This window comes from Streptomyces sp. NPDC033216, from assembly GCF_055577115.1.
Genome location: NZ_JBVIQK010000018.1, coordinates 66,053 through 80,164, shown reverse-complemented (window position 1 = coordinate 80,164; position 14,112 = coordinate 66,053). Strand labels below are relative to the sequence as shown.

12 protein-coding genes are annotated in these 14,112 nt (G+C 69.5%); 7 read left to right on the top strand and 5 right to left on the bottom strand.

The window, feature by feature from the left end:
- Positions 1-2: 2 nt before the first annotated feature.
- On the bottom strand, positions 3-797 hold the full coding sequence (locus ACZ5Y0_RS27425) for a DUF6233 domain-containing protein (protein WP_469131415.1): 795 nt from the start codon (positions 795-797) through the stop codon (positions 3-5).
- A gap of 514 nt (positions 798-1,311) precedes the next feature.
- Here ACZ5Y0_RS27425 and ACZ5Y0_RS27420 point away from each other — a divergent pair.
- Positions 1,312-1,770 (top strand): DinB family protein, encoded by a 459-nt coding sequence (locus ACZ5Y0_RS27420; RefSeq protein ID WP_469131414.1) that lies wholly within the window; start codon positions 1,312-1,314, stop codon positions 1,768-1,770.
- A 7-nt stretch (positions 1,771-1,777) separates the two neighbouring features.
- Here the strand turns inward: ACZ5Y0_RS27420 and ACZ5Y0_RS27415 are convergent, their stop codons facing one another.
- On the bottom strand, positions 1,778-2,422 hold the full coding sequence (locus ACZ5Y0_RS27415; protein ID WP_469131350.1) for a hypothetical protein: 645 nt from the start codon (positions 2,420-2,422) through the stop codon (positions 1,778-1,780).
- Positions 2,423-2,999: 577 nt separating this feature from the next.
- Positions 3,000-4,109: a hypothetical protein gene (locus ACZ5Y0_RS27410; RefSeq protein ID WP_469131349.1), complete on the bottom strand. Its 1,110-nt coding sequence runs from the start codon at positions 4,107-4,109 to the stop codon at positions 3,000-3,002.
- 537 nt (positions 4,110-4,646) lie between these two features.
- Between ACZ5Y0_RS27410 and ACZ5Y0_RS27405 the strand changes: the two genes are divergently transcribed.
- Together ACZ5Y0_RS27405 and ACZ5Y0_RS27400 are read left to right on the top strand one after the other, a co-directional pair.
- The gene (locus ACZ5Y0_RS27405) at positions 4,647-5,618 is read left to right on the top strand and encodes a GNAT family N-acetyltransferase (protein WP_469131348.1); all 972 of its coding nucleotides are present in this window, start codon (positions 4,647-4,649) and stop codon (positions 5,616-5,618) included.
- Between the two features lie 230 nt (positions 5,619-5,848).
- On the top strand, positions 5,849-6,028 hold the full coding sequence (locus ACZ5Y0_RS27400; RefSeq protein WP_469131347.1) for a hypothetical protein: 180 nt from the start codon (positions 5,849-5,851) through the stop codon (positions 6,026-6,028).
- A 147-nt stretch (positions 6,029-6,175) separates the two neighbouring features.
- On the opposite strand, the gene ACZ5Y0_RS27395 is transcribed toward ACZ5Y0_RS27400, so the two are convergent.
- Entirely contained in the window at positions 6,176-7,471 is a 1,296-nt protein-coding gene (locus ACZ5Y0_RS27395) for a sulfite oxidase (RefSeq protein ID WP_469131346.1), read from the bottom strand.
- A 567-nt stretch (positions 7,472-8,038) separates the two neighbouring features.
- Positions 8,039-8,884 (bottom strand): GntR family transcriptional regulator, encoded by an 846-nt coding sequence (locus ACZ5Y0_RS27390; protein ID WP_469131345.1) that lies wholly within the window; start codon positions 8,882-8,884, stop codon positions 8,039-8,041.
- A gap of 273 nt (positions 8,885-9,157) precedes the next feature.
- On the opposite strand from ACZ5Y0_RS27390, the gene ACZ5Y0_RS27385 reads away from it, so the two are divergent.
- From ACZ5Y0_RS27385 to ACZ5Y0_RS27370, 4 genes are all read left to right on the top strand, one after another.
- Positions 9,158-10,426 carry an extracellular solute-binding protein gene (locus ACZ5Y0_RS27385; protein WP_469131344.1) on the top strand — a complete coding sequence of 423 codons (1,269 nt, stop codon included), beginning with the start codon at positions 9,158-9,160 and terminating at the stop codon, positions 10,424-10,426.
- 79 nt (positions 10,427-10,505) lie between these two features.
- Positions 10,506-11,504 (top strand): carbohydrate ABC transporter permease, encoded by a 999-nt coding sequence (locus tag ACZ5Y0_RS27380; protein WP_469131343.1) that lies wholly within the window; start codon positions 10,506-10,508, stop codon positions 11,502-11,504.
- On the top strand, positions 11,501-12,388 hold the full coding sequence (locus ACZ5Y0_RS27375) for a carbohydrate ABC transporter permease (protein ID WP_469131342.1): 888 nt from the start codon (positions 11,501-11,503) through the stop codon (positions 12,386-12,388). The genes ACZ5Y0_RS27380 and ACZ5Y0_RS27375 overlap by 4 nt, the downstream gene beginning before the upstream one ends.
- A gap of 53 nt (positions 12,389-12,441) precedes the next feature.
- Positions 12,442-14,028, top strand: coding sequence for a beta-N-acetylhexosaminidase (locus tag ACZ5Y0_RS27370; protein ID WP_469131341.1), 1,587 nt, complete (start codon positions 12,442-12,444; stop codon positions 14,026-14,028).
- Positions 14,029-14,112 lie beyond the last annotated feature (84 nt).

The window sequence follows — 14,112 nt, the reverse complement described above, 5'->3', positions numbered from 1 at the left end:
CTTCACAAAGCGGACCGGAGGCAGCCCGACAGGAACGTCGAGCACTGCCCACCCTCGCCGGACTCCGGCCCCGCCGCCATCACGGCTGACCCGGACGGGTGCAATCCGCGGCAGGGCCGGCGGTCGCCGGCGAGCCGAGCGTGGTCGGGCTGTGAGCGGCTGGGGCTGCTGCGGGGGTGCGCGGGGCAGCAGAAGAAGATCGTCGCGCCCGCCCCTGGACTGACCACGCCGCCTCCCCGCCGACGCCCGCCCCTCGTGTGACCTACGGGCGGGTGTTCGTGTGCCGGACTGTGGTGCCCCATGCCTGCATGACGGGAGCCATGCACCACTGGCAGAGCGGGCTGCCGCCGCGGCCGTACTTGTGGGTCTTGCGCTGACAGGTGGTGCACGGGCCGACCTGACTGCCCAGACACACAAGCGCGGACGGGTCGGGCTCTGAGACCGGGGGTGGGGGAGTGCTGGGCATCGACGGTGTCCTTCGGGCGGCGTAAGGATCGGTATGGGGTGCTGCCGTCGGATAAGTCGATGATGTCCAGCTGTGTGTCGGGTCGGCAATGGCTACAGGCCATCAGGCCGTCGGCAAGGAGGCGACGGGCTTCGTCGCGGTCGACCGGTCGGCGCCGTTTGCCTGCCATGTAGCAGTCGCCGGAGTGGACCTGGAGGGGCGGGCGGCCGGTGCCGATGCCGAGTTCGACCACCCACTCCGGGGGATGCGGACGGTTGCGTCGGCCGTGCTCGGCCTCCGTCTGCCGCTGCTGCACTGCGGCGATCTTCGCGTCGATACGCACCAGCCACATGGCATGCCACACCCGCAGGGTCTGAAGACGGTCCACGTCGTGCGGCAGGTCATCGAACATATTTTTGATTCTATGCCGTGATCCATGCCCGCGCTCCCGCGTGTTCGATTTACTGTTCGATATAATGGGCTGGGAGTGATCGTGATGGGTTCGCGGCAGGGGTCGACGGGCGATATGGCATCAGTGATGCATGCGTGCTGACCCGACCGTCTTCCGGAGGAGGCCTCCCGTCGCGTCCTCGAGGATCCGGCCCGTCTTCGGTTCCCCCTGTGTCCACGCGGCGTCCCGATGGCGACCGGTCGTGCGATCTTCAGGCCGCCCGTGCTGCGGAACATCCGCCACCGCGCCGGGCCCCACGACTGCGGCTGTGAGCCGACAGCCATGTTCGGTGCGACCCTCATCTGGGATGATCGGGGGATGGATTCTGGTCCTGGACACAGGGCATGGATGAGGAGCACGAGTGGTGAGCACAGACAATCGCATAGGTCCGCCCACGTTCGGCAGCGAGCGCGACATGCTGCGGGCCTTCCTCGACTACCACCGGGCGACCCTCGCCATGAAGTGCGACGGGCTCACTGACGAGGAGCTGCGACAGCAGTCGATGCCGCCGTCGACGCTGTCGCTGCTCGGGCTGGTGCGGCACATGGCGGAAGTAGAGCGTGCCTGGTTCCGCCGGGTGTTCGAGGACAACGATGCGCCGATGGTCTGGTCCGATGAGATCGACTTCCAGGCGGCGTACGTCGCGAGCGCATCGACCAGGGCGGAGGCCTTCGCGGCCTGGGAGGCGGAGGTCGAGAACTCGCGCCGCATCGAGCGGGAGGCCGGGTCGCTGGACCTGGCTGGGCATCAGCCAAGATGGGGCGAGGACGTGTCGCTGCGGATGGTGATGGTGCACGTGCTCCTGGAGTACGGCCGTCACAACGGGCACGCGGACTTCCTGCGTGAAGGAGTCGACGGGACCATAGGCGCCTGACACACCGTCAGACCGGCGGGGCGACGACCAGCTCGGTTTCCGGGTCGTGGTCGATCTGCGGATGGCTGGCGACGATCATGGGGGCTCGGGCCCACGGCTGTTCTCGCAACATGAACGGCAGTTCCTCCAGCAGCCAGCTCGCCACATGCTCCCGTTGCTCGGGGGAGTCACCATCGCGGACGACCAGCATGCGCTCCTGCTCATCGAGGTCACCCTGAAGCCACGCCGAAGCGTCCGACCACGGGGAGAACGCCTCGCGGATGATGCCGGTTCCCTCGACCCAGATGAACTCGGTACCGGCGGGGATGGTGACCGATCCGGGCCGGTCGTGGGTGATCCTGGCGTCAGGGCGGAAGTCCACGGCCTCGCCCCGGTACAGGGGTTGCAGGATGTCCTCGACGAGCACGGCGCCCCAGTCGAAGCAGGCGTGATGCCAGGCGATGTCGTCGGTGTGCACGATGGCGGAGTTGGGCACCACCCTGCGTAGCCGCTGGGCGAGGGTCGTCTTGCCGGCGCCGCCCCGGCCGTCGATCCCGATCACCCGCGGACGCCCGGTGACGTCGGGTGACGCGTCGCGCGGCTGCCGGACGGCGTCGAGCACGGTCACCACCCGCCGGCCGGCGGCCTCGGGCTCGCCTGGACGCCAACGCATGGACACCAGTCTTCAGAGGTGTGCAGACACATCCGGCCTGCCCGCACGGTCCGCCGCCTGACCTTATCGACACCGACGTCATGGTCGAAAGACCGCGTCGGTGCCGGGCGGGACACCCGATCCCTTTTCGCCGGCTCCCGTGTCGGCCGCGGGATCGGTGGTGAGCGCCGCGGAGCGGCCCTGGTGACCATCAGGCGTGTGATCCGTCGGCTCGGCTGGTGCCGCTACGTCAGGTACCGGGTCGGGGGATGCCCTCCACACGGTCAGAAAGCTGGAAAGAGGTCACTGAGTGACGTCTCACTTCTCACTGACTTCGATCACGCGGGTGCGGCCCGGGTGGCTCCCGAACTCATGTCGACACGACATTGGCTGTGCCCGTTCTTCGGGAGTCGTGTGTCGGTGTCTTCGGGAGTCACTCAGGCAGGTCGGCTCTCAGATCCGGTCTGTAGGTCGTCCGGCATGCCGCGGGGCTTGCCCGGTTCGCCTTCGAGTCAGTAGAAGGCGATCACTTCGGCCCGATGATCTTGCAGGGCGTTGCGGTGGCCGTACCGACGTGCTCGCGCGAAGTGTGGCGTGCCTATGCCGCGCCCTCGAGGAAGCCCTCCTGGTTCATCATCGCGGCGCCGAACCCGCCCAGGATGTCCTCGAGGCTCAGCTCCGTGGCGCCGGCCGGGGCCGTGGGCGTCTGGCCCTCGGTCATCCGCACCACCAGGTCCAGCTTCTTCACCTTGGCGTTCTCGGCCAGCTTGGCGAGATCGACGGAGACCTCGGTCAACTCGCCGTTCTCGAGGGTGAAGTCAGCCGTGACCTCGGTGTCGGGAGCGTCCTTGAGGTCCTTGTCCGTGGGCAGTTCCACGCCCGGCGGCAAGTTCTTCGCGAGCGGACGGATCTCGCCGAGAAACTGAGTGATCAGCGTACGGAACGGAGCAGTGGCGGTGATGTGCTCGGAACCGTCCTTGTCGCTGGCCGTCTTGAATTCGACTTCGCGGGCGATGGTCTTGCGCAGCGCCTCCAGCAGGTGCTTCTGCGTCTTCGCGTCGAGGGTGGGATCCGGCGCGGGCTTCGCACCGGACTCCGCTCCCAGCTCGGCGGTGGTCTTCTCCATCTCCTTGGTGTTGATCTTCACCCACTCGCCCTCAAGTACCTTCTTGAGTCCGCTCGCCTCCGGGGGCAAATCCTTCACCGACGGTACGGGGAAGCCCATCGCCTTGCCGAGGACGTTCACGTCGGAGCGGATGTAGGTGTAGTCGCCGACGACGCGGTACTCGGTGAGGTCACCGTCCTTGTTGCTGATCTTCAGCGCCATGCCGACGTAGTCCTTCTCCCCGGACTCCTCGATCGGCTTCTTCGACTGCACGGTGACGCGGACCTTCGCGTCACTGACCAGGTGGGCGGCCTCGTCGGGCATCTCCTCGCCCGGTTCCGGATCCGACGAGGCGTCCAGCGCCTTCAGGCTCCGGGCGTCGGTGTCGAGGTCGAGCTCGAAGGAGATCGTCTTCTCCTCGGCGAGCTTCTGGAAGGCCTGGTCGAGCTTCTTCCCGGCGGAGAGCTGCTCCACCGTGCCGCAGGCGGCCGAACCCGCCAGGACGGCGCCGACAACTGCGGTGGCGGTCAGGGTCTTACGTATGGCGGTGATGATGGTCTCCTCGTCAGTGCGATCAGCAAGTGATCGCTGACGAAGACTCATGTCGCCGAGCAATGGTTGTGCCCCGCGCGAGCGAGGTCGATCAGGCGGTGCAGCCCCACGAGTTGAGCGTGGCCGCCGAGGGTCGGCTCACCCCTTACGGCAGCGTCCAGCAGTGGCAGGAGTTGGGGCTCTTCGTTGCGGCTGCCGCCGGTCAGCAGGACCGAGAGCTCCCGTCGCCGGTCGAGCGAGGGCGAGCCGGCACCCTCTGGTGGCCCTTTTCCAGCGCCCAGACCTGGAACGGGTCGACCACACAGCGCGGTCAACCCAGCCGGGAGGCCGCGGCGAGTCCCACCAGCACAACCCCGTGCATCCGCTGTGATGGTCAATGGCTAAACCATTTGGAACGAGAGAAGACGATCCAGGCGGGCATGGTGATGCCGGCGCCCGCTACTTCCTTCGCTCCCGCGGCAAGACAAGGTAGACCGGCTTGGTCCTCGGTCCTCAGGTCCCACGCCCTCGGGGCGTCGTCGAACCGCTCGCCTCGCCTGTGGCGCGCCTCCGTGGTGCGATGGAAGGGGGCGACGGAGGTACAGAGTGATGATCCCACCGGCAGCGGAGCGCAGGAGTGGCGCGGTCCCGGTGTCAGTCCGCCCGCTGGGTGAGGCGGACCTGGACCGGGCCGATGAGATATGCAGCCTCGCCTTCGGGACCTTCCTGGGGGCCCCTGATCCTTTCGGAACCGTCGACTACGTCCGTACGCGCTGGGCGGCCGATCCGCGGGCGGCATTCGCGGCGACGGTCGAGGGCGAAGTAGTGGGATCGAACTTCGCCACCAGCTGGGGCAGCGTCGGGTTCTTCGGACCGCTGACCGTACGTCCGGACCTGTGGGACCAGGGCATCGGCAGGCGTCTGATGGAGCCGGTCATCGACTGCTTCGACGTCTGGGGGAACCGCCACCTCGGCCTGTTCACCTTCGCGCACAGTCCCAAGCATCTCGAGCTCTACCGCCGGTACGGTTTCTGGCCCCGATTCCTCACAGCCATCATGAAGAAGCAGGTCACAGACGGTGCCGCAGTTGCCGGCAGAGTGCTCTATGGCGAACTGTCCGCTGCCGAGCGGCCTGACGCGCTGAGTCTCTGTCGCGCACTGACAGGAGCCGTGTACGAGGGACTGAGCCTGGAACGCGAGATCGTGGCCGCGCACGCGCAGGGACTCGGTGACACCATCCTGCTCCATGGCGCGGGCTCCGAGCTCGATGGCCTGGCCGTCTGCCACTGCGGAGCCGGGTCGGAGGCTGGGGCGGACGTGTGCTTCGTCAAATTCGGCGCCGTACGTCCTGGTCCGGACGCCGCCGACCGGTTCGAGCGGCTGCTCGACGCGTGCGAGCGGCTGGCCGCCGATCGCGGCCTGGGGCAACTCGACGCCGGAATGAACCTGGGCCGCTCGAATGCCTACGGGCGCATGATCGACCGTGGTTTCCGCACCTGGTTGCAGGGCGTGACCATGCACAGGCCCAACGAACCCGGATACAGCCACCCCGACGCCTATGTGATCGACGACTGGCGCTGAGACCACCGCCGCGCTCGGCCAGGTGGCAAGGCCCGCTGCTGATGCTCCCTATGATCGTCAAGCGTGAGGACGTGCCCGAAGGTCTCCGGCTCACCTCGTCCGCAGCCCCGGCATCCCCGCCCCGGATCCAGCGACCGAGCCCCAGGCGTTCGGCTGGGCCGCGGGCCGGTGGTGGGGCACCGAGCGATCAGTCGCCGGCCTTCTGCCGCTCGCGAGGCACCGGTTCGTATGTGCCTGACTGCGGTGACCGGCCGCAGGACGGGGCCGGCCACTGCCAGGCGCTGTTCACCGATGACCAGTCCCGGACCCTCCTCGTGCTGACCGCTCCGCCGCGGACCGAGAGCCACGAGAAGCTGCGGCTGCTCGCCGTGCTCGGACCGGACCGCTCCGCCGAGGCCGAACAGTCGTAGGGCCCGGTGAGGACCGAAGACAGAGCCTTCGACGGCACCGTCACCGTCACCCTCACCGCAGATCGTGTCCGGCTCCGCGGCACCGTCGGTGAGGCACGGGGACACGGCCCGGCGGCGGCCGTCGCGGCCCGGCCGGAGAGCTGTCCGTCACACCACGTTCACCGGATGCCGTACCACGGCGTCGAACAGGTAGCCGTGGGTGTTGGGTACCGCCGTCTCCGGCTGTGTCCGGCCGGCCGCGTCCGTGGCGCGGGCCAGGAGGTGGGTGGTGCCGGGTGTGTGGGGGCGCCAGGTGAGGGACCAGCGGGTCCAGCTGCCGGCGCGGGGCCGGTCGTGCAGGCGGGCGGGGCGCCAATTCGCTCCGCCGTCGGTACTGACGTCGACTCGGGTGACGGCGCCCGCGCCCGACCACGACCGACCGTGCACCACGTGTGCGCGTCCGGCGGTGAACGTGGCTCCGCTTGCCAGTTCGAAGGCGCTCTTCGTGGTCTGACGGGTGAGCGGTGTGCTGCCGCCTTCGGGGTGGGAGGGGCCGAACATGCGGTAGAAGGTGGTGTTCCAGGGGGAGAAGAGCGGTTGTGCGGACACCTCGATGTCGCCGACCCATTTGATCGATGCGATGCCCACCCAGGAGGGGACGAGTACCCGCACCGGGTATCCGTGGTCGTGCGGAAGCTGTTCGCCGTTCATCTCGTAGGCGAGGAGAACGTCGTCCAGGGCTTTGGCCAGGGGAAGCGGACGGCGGACCCGGCCGAGGTTCTCGCCGCCGCTGGTGTACTCGGCGTCCAGACCGCGCGGTTGCACGTCCACGGCGTACGAGGACAGTCCGGCCCTGCGCAGTACGTCGGCCAGGCGTACGCCCCGCCAGCGTGCGACGCCGATCGCTCCCAGGGTCCATGCGGTGCCGGCGACTGTCTCGCCCTGCTGGGTGGTGTAGTAGGAGCGGCCGTTTCCGGCGCACTCGACGAAGGCGGTACGGGTGACGGCCGGCAGGGCTCGCAGGTCGTCGTAGCCGAATTCCACCGGCTTGGCCTCGCCGGGGGTGCCGCGCAGTCCGCTGCCCCACAGCCGCAGCCGCCAATCGTCGGCTGACAGGAGGGGGGTGGCGGTGTGGTTGCGGACGAAGAACAGGTCGTTGGGTGTGTGGTGGCCGGTTCTGTGCAGTGCTTCCCAGCGGGTCTCGGCGTTGGTGCCGCGCTGGATGAACCATTCGGACGGCAGCGGCTTGATGATCGGCGTGGTGGCGGCGGCGTCGGCGTGGGCCTCGGCGTCGGCGGCGCGGGCCGGATGCGGGATGCCGAGCGTGGTCCCGGCGGCGAGCAGGGTGAGCAGTCGGCGGCGGGTGACCCCGTCGGCCCTGGCCTCGCCGTCGAGCCACTGGCGCAGCCTTCGGCGGTCGTAGTCGGTTTCGTCGTGGTGGCCGGCGGGGGTGGGAGAAGGCATGGCGGTTCCTCGTCATGGTGGGCGAAGGAGCACGACAGGGTCGCTGTGGGACGGGGTGGGCTTCAGCCGGGGCGGCCTGCGTCTGCACGACCGGGTTGCGTGCCACGGTGGTCGACGGAAGCGTCGGGGAGCGTGCGGTCAGCCGGTGGGGTGACACAGGGCGGCGGCCACGCGGACGAGGTCCACGGCGCGGCGGCGAGTCAGAGGCTCGGTCTCCGGCAACGGCATGGCGGGATGCAAGCATGTGGGGCGGAGGGTGTCAACGGAGCCTGCGTGCCGGCAGGCCGGTGGCCGTGACCGCCATGCCTGGACCGACGACGCCCCCGAGACGACCACGTGCGCGGGCACGCCGGTGTGAGCCATGTTGATGTCCGCCATCGGCCCCTGCTCTCTCGTGGATTCGGCTGCCGGCTCATTGTCGAAGGGGCGCCGATGGTTCTGGTCGAGCCGGGGTGGACCGGACGCGGCAAGGCCGGGGCGGGCCGGGGACGATTCCCCCGGGGGAATGGTCCGGGGCTGGGCCCGGCGGTTCCCTGGGCTTCGTAGCGGACCCCTGACGCGCCGAGGTCAGTGTCCCTCCTGCACCACTCCTCGCGTGGTGAAGGTGACCGGTTCCCCGGTGGTGAAGTCACCCGGCGGGATACCTGGATGATGTCCCTCGGGGGACGGCGGTGCCTGGTCGCGCGGGCCGAGGCTGAGGCGGGAGACGATGCGGTAGCGGTCGCCCCGGTAGAGGGAGTGGACGTACTCCACGGCCCGGCCGCGCACATCGGTGGTCAGCCGTTCGAAGAGCAGTGCGGGGGACAGTTCCGGCACGTCGAGCAGATCGGCCTCGACACGGGTCACCACGGTCGGCTCGATCGACTGGACGGCCTCACTGACGTCGACCGCGTGCCGGGCGCGCAAGTGCTCGTACAGGTCGCCCTGTTCCAGTTCCTCACTGGTCAGGCCGGGCACCAGATCCGCGGGGACGTGCAGGTACTCGATCGCCGTGGGCGAGCCGTCGACCAGGCGGAGCCGGACCACGTAGTGAATCTTCGCCGCCGGGGAGATGCGCAGCTTGCGGCCGACGCGCGCCCCGGCCGGATGAGTGCTCATCTCCAGCAGCCGGCTGCTCCAGGTGCCGGCCGCCTGCGGAAGGCTGAACGACTGCCGGTCGGAGACCAGTTCCTGGGTGATCTTCTCGGCCGCGACGAACGTGCCCCGTCCGTGCTCGCGCACCAGCAGCCCGTCGACCACGAGTTCGTCGACGGCCGCGCGCACCGTGGGCCGGGAGACACCGAGCCGGGCGCACAGGACGCGTTCGGAGGGAATCGCGTCGCCGGGCCGCCGCTCCTCGACGAGTTCGAGAATCGCGTCGCGGACACGCTCACGCTTAAGCACCGCACCCGAGGCGGCGGGATCGATCTCCATGCGGCACTCATTCTCTTTCTCGTCATCGGGAACGCGACACTGGTATGCCCTTCGACCATAACTGGTCTGCTGGTCAAACCTGTCGACCTCGTGGGATCCGGCCGGATGGCCCCGATCGAGCACACTGAGGCGCCAACGCGGCTTTTTCCGCGAGGGGTTGACGGCCCCATTGGTCTATGCCACCTTCATCGGGCGCCAACTGGTAAGCCCGCTGGTCTGCTTACTGGTCAGGTCCGCACGCATGTCCCTTCCCAGGTCTCCCAGAGGTGAACCGTGAAGTACCGCTCGCTCACCCTGCTCGGCGCTCTGGTGCTGAGCGCCGTGGCCACCGGCTGTTCCTCCTCCGACGACGACGCGTCGGACAGCGCCGGCGGCCGCCGGACCGCCCTGGACGTGTGGCTCATGCGTGACAGTGTCTCGGCCGAGTTCCAGCAGGAGTTCGAGACCGGCTTCGAGAAGGACCACCCCGGCATCGACCTGAAGATCCAGATCCAGGAGTGGGACGGCATCGGGGAGAAGGTCACCGCGGCGCTGGCGAGCAACGACGCCCCGGACGTCATCGAGGTGGGCAACACCCAGGTCGCACAGTACGCGCAGAGCGGCGGCCTGACCGACTTCTCGGACAAGGTCCAGGAACTCGGCGGCGACCACTGGCTCAAGGGCCTCGCCCAGCCGGGCGCCTACGAGGGCAAGCAGTACGGCATCCCCTACTACGCCGCCAACCGGGTGGTCATCTACCGTACCGACCTGTTCGAGAAGGCGGGCGTGGACGCGTCGAAGATCAAGACACGGGACGACTGGACCGCCGCCACCGAGAAGCTCAACAAGGGCGGCACGCAGGGTATCTACCTGCCCGGCCAGAACTGGTACGTCTTCTCCGGCTTCGTCTGGGACGAGGGCGGCGACCTCGCCACGGAGTCCGGCGGGAAGTGGAAGGGCGGCCTCGACAGCCCGGAGGCGCTGCGCGCGATGGACTTCTACCAGAGCCTCCAGGCCCTGGGGAAGGGTCCCAAGGACTCCGACGAGTCCCAGCCGCCGCAGGCCGAGGTGATGGCCAAAGGGGACATCGCACAGGTCATCGCCGTCCCCGGCGGCGCCAGGGTCGTCGAGGAGAAGAACCCCGAACTGAGGGGGAAGCTCGGCTTCTTCCCGATCCCCGGCAGGACCGCGGGTACCCCGGGCAGCGTCTTCACCGGCGGCTCCGACCTGGTCGTCCCGGCCGCCGCCAAGCACCAGGACGAGGCGTACACCTTCGTCAGGGAACTCAGCGGCGACACCTGGCAGAAGAAGCTGGCCCCGGCGATGAGTTACGTACCGAACAAGACGACGCTCGCGGACGCGGTCGCCGCTGATCCCGGCACCGCCGCGATGGCTGCCGGCGCGGCGCAGGGCCACGCCACGCCCAACACACCCCAGTGGGCGGCGGTCGAGGCGAAGAATCCGATCAAGGAGTACATGACGGCCGTTCTCACCGGCGAGAGCGCCGCGTCGGCGGCGGCCGAGGCCTCCGCGACGATCACCTCCACGCTCAACAGCGGCTGACCGCGGCGTCCCGGCCGGGTTGCCGTGCCCCCGCTCCACCCTTGTTGTCCGACGACACCCCCGAAGAACAGGAGGCGCCGTGTCGACCGTCCGTGAGCGGAGCCTGCCGGGCTCCGCCGGCCGCCAGGCCCGGCGCGTGGTCAGGGATCCCTCCCGCCGGACACCCCGGCGGCACTCCGGCCGACCCGGCCGGGCCGGCCCCTGGCCGTACCTGCTGATCGCCCCGGCCGTCCTGGGCATGCTGTACCTACTGGTCTACCCGCTGGTGCGGGCCGTGGTGATCTCCTTCCAGGACTTCCGGCTGCGACAACTGATCGTCGGCGAGGCTGAGTTCGTGGGTCTGCGCAACTACCGCACCCTGCTGTCCGACCCGGAGTTCTGGGAGGTGGTGCGCCGCACCTTCCTGTTCATGGTGGTCAACGTCGTCGTCATCACGGTGCTGTCCACCCTGGTCGCCCTCATGGTGGAACGACTCGGCCGGATCGTCCGGACCATCGTGCTCAGCTCGCTGGTACTCGTCTGGGCGGTGCCGGTGGTGGCCGCGACCACCGTCTTCCAATGGCTGTTCCACTCCGAGTTCGGGATCGTCAACGAGACGCTGACCGGCCTCGGCTTCTCCTCCTTCGAGAGCTACCCGTGGCTCGCCCACGGCGGTACCGCGTTCACCATCGTGGTCGTCCTGATCGTCTGGCAGTCGGTCCCGTTCGCCGCCATCACCCTCTACTCGGCCCTGGTCACCGTCCCGGCCGAACTGTACGAGTCGGCGCGCATGGACGGCGCCGGGCCCGCGCGGGTCTTCCGCTCGGTGACGTTCCCGCTGATTCGGCCGATCTTCATGCTGGTCCTCTCCCTCGAAGTCATCTGGACCTTCAAGGCGTTCGTGCAGATCTGGGTGATGACCCGCGGTGGCCCCGGTGGCGCCACCACCATCCTTCCCGTCTACGCCGTGCAGACCGCGCTCTCCGGCCAGCGATACGACCTGGGCTCCGCCGCATCGATGATCACGCTCCTGCTGATGAGCGGCGTCCTCGTCCTCTACTTCCGCCAGTTGTTCCGTCAGGAGGGCGAGCACCTGTGACCGCCGCGCACGCGCCCACTCCCACCACCGTGCGTCCGCCCCGGCGGCGCCCGGCCCGCCACACGGTGCGCCGGCTGCCTCTGCACCTGGCCGCCGCCCTCACCGTGGCGATCTGCCTGTTCCCCGTGTACTGGATGGTGTCGACCGCGTTCAAGCCGTCGCCGGACATCCAGACCTACGACCCCCGGCTGGTCCCGGAGCGCTGGACGCTGGAGCACTTCCGTACCGCCGTCGACGCGGACGGCTTCGCTCTGTTCTGGCGCAACAGCATCCTCGTCACCCTCAGCGCGGTACTGCTCGCCCTCCTGGTGGCGCTCGGCGCGGCCTACGCCGTGGCCCGGATGCGATGGCGCGGGCGACGACAGTTCGTGCTCGCGGTGTTCATCGCGCAGATGGCGCCCTGGGAGTCGCTGATCATCCCCGTCTACATCATCTCCCGCGACACCGACATGCTGGACAGGCTGTCGACACTGACCCTCATCTACTTCATGATCACCCTGCCCTTCACGGTGGTCGTGCTGCGCGGCTTCATCGCGGGCATCCCGCCCGAACTGGAGGAGGCGGCGCAGGTCGACGGCTGCACCCGGGCCGGCGCCTTCCGCAAGGTGGCCCTGCCGCTGCTGGCGCCCGGTCTGATGGCGACCTCGCTGTTCGGCTTCATCACCGCCTGGAACGAGTTCACCTACGCCAACTTCCTCATCATCAAGCAGCAGGACAGCCGAACACTGCCGGTCTGGCTCTCCTCGTTCCAGTCGACGTTCGGCACCGACTGGGGAGCCACCATGGCCGCCTCCACCCTGTTCGCCCTGCCCGCGCTGATCATTTTCCTCGCGCTCCAACGACATGTGACCGCCGGGCTCGCCTCGGGAGGCGTCAAGGGCTGACCTCCGCACGTCCCTGCCCGCCACCGAGCCCCTGCGACCGACGGAGTCGTCCCGTGGACCTGCCGCCCCCCGAACTCGCCCTCGTTCCCCGCCCCCGCAGACTCGTCGTACGCTCCGGCCGCTTCCGGCTCGACGCGCGGACCGCGCTGCGCGTCGCCCCTGGGGCCGAACCGGCGGCGCGCCTGCTGCGCGGCCTCCTCGCCCCCGCCACCGGTCTGCCCCTCCCGGCCACCCCCGACGGCAGGTTCCTTCTCGTCCTCGACAGTGCGCTGACCGGTCTGGGCGAGGAGGGCTACGGCCTGACCGTCAGCGCGCAGGGCGTCCTGTTGCGAGCAGCCCGCCCGGCCGGGCTGCTCAACGGCGTGCAGACGGTACGTCAGCTCCTGCCTTACGAGGTGCTGTCGGAACGGCCGGTGCGCGGCACAGCGTGGGAGCTGCCCGCCGTGGAGATCACGGACGTGCCCCGGTACCGGTGGCGGGGCAGCATGCTCGACGTCGCCCGGCACTTCCAGCCCCTCTCCTACCTCCTGCGGTACATCGACCTGATGGCGCTGCACAAGCTGAACGTGCTCCATCTGCACCTGACGGACGACCAGGGCTGGCGGATGCCGGTGGCGGCCTATCCCCGGCTGACCGAGGTCGGCGGACGCCGGGCCGAGTCCCAGATCGGACCGGCGGGCGACGACCGCTTCGACGGGCGCCCGCACGGCGGCTGGTACACGCGGGCCGAACTGACCCGCCTGATCCGGTACGCGGCCGAACGCGGCATCACCGTAGTGCCGGAGATCGGGATGCCAGGCCATGTCCGGGCCGCCCTCGCCGCCCACCCCGAACTCGGCACCGACCCGGCCCGCCGCCTGGACGTGTGGACGCGGTGGGGCGTCTGCGAGAACGTGCTCGGCGTCGAGGACCACGTCCTGGACTTCTTCCGCACCGTCCTGGACGAGGTGATGGACATCTTCCCCTCGCCGTACGTCCACCTCGGCGGCGACGAGTGCCCCGTCACCGAGTGGGAACATTCCCCGACGGCGCGCGCCCGCGCGGCCCGCGCGGGCCTGCCAGGGCCCCGCGCGTTGCACGGCTGGTTCCTGACGCGCATGACCGAGCACCTGGTGCGGGCGGGCCGCCGTCCGGTGGCCTGGGCCGAGGACGGGGTGGCACTGCCCCGCGAGTGCGCGGTGATGAGCTGGCGGGATCAGGCCCACGCCTGGGCCGCCGCCCGGCGGGGCCACGAAGTGGTGCACGCCGACCACAAGGCCACCTATTTCGACTACCCGCAGCGCCACGGCCCGCTCGAACCCCCCGGCCAGCCCGGACTCGTCGTCGATCTGCGGACGGTGTACGGCCTCGACCTCGAGCCGCCCGACGAGGACCCGTCCGCCGCGCGCATCCTGGGCGCCCAGGGCCAGTTGTGGACCGAGTTCGTCAGCTCGTCGGAGCACGTCGAGTACCTCACCTACCCTCGGCTGTGCGCGCTCGCCGAACGGGTCTGGGACGGGGCGTCCGGCTGGGAGGACTTCACCGGCCGCCTGACCGGACACCAGGAACGCCTGGACGTCCTCGGCGTGCCCCACGCCCCGCACACCACCCGCCTCGGCGCCCGCTCCGCCTCCCGGACGGATCGGCCGCGCAGCGCCTGAGCCGTACCGGCCCAGGACCCGTACCGCCCGAACCCCCACGGCGCCCGTCCGCCCCTACACCCCCGGCCCGACCGGCCGCACCGA